The organism is Mitsuokella sp. AF21-1AC (assembly GCF_003458855.1).
GTDB lineage: Bacteria > Bacillota > Negativicutes > Selenomonadales > Selenomonadaceae > Mitsuokella.
The window spans coordinates 1-415 of record NZ_QRVW01000027.1; the positions used below are offsets into that span (position 1 = coordinate 1).

Below are 415 nucleotides of genomic sequence, written 5' to 3' on the forward strand. Positions count from 1 at the left end.
TAATCAGGGTGTCCCGGGTTCGAATCCCGGGTGAGCCACCATTATATATAGAGATCCACTTGATCTTTTGGCGCCATCGTCAAGCGGTTAAGACACCGCCCTTTCACGGCGGGTTCATGGGTTCGAATCCCATTGGCGTCACCATTATCATGACTCACTAGCTCAACTGGCAGAGCAACTGACTCTTAATCAGTAGGTTCACGGTTCGATTCCGTGGTGGGTCACCATTTTATGGGCGATTAGCTCAGCTGGGAGAGCGCTTGCCTTACAAGCAAGATGTCAGCAGTTCGATCCTGTTATCGCCCACCATACCTTTTTATACGGCCCGGTAGTTTAGTTGGTTAGAATGCCGCCCTGTCACGGCGGAGGTCATGGGTTCAAGTCCCATTCGGGTCGCCATTTGCTTATTGCACAG

General features: G+C 51.6%; 4 tRNA genes. All 4 read left to right on the forward strand.

Going from position 1 to position 415, the window contains the following annotated elements:
* Positions 1-69 precede the first annotated feature (69 nt).
* The 4 genes from DWX75_RS09505 (at position 70) to DWX75_RS09520 (ending at position 399) form a co-directional block, all read left to right on the forward strand.
* Positions 70-144, forward strand: a tRNA-Glu gene (locus tag DWX75_RS09505).
* Between the two features lie 7 nt (positions 145-151).
* A tRNA-Lys gene (locus DWX75_RS09510) sits at positions 152-227 on the forward strand.
* Positions 228-233: 6 nt separating this feature from the next.
* Positions 234-309 (forward strand) — tRNA-Val (locus DWX75_RS09515).
* 13 nt (positions 310-322) lie between these two features.
* Positions 323-399 (forward strand) — tRNA-Asp (locus DWX75_RS09520).
* Positions 400-415 lie beyond the last annotated feature (16 nt).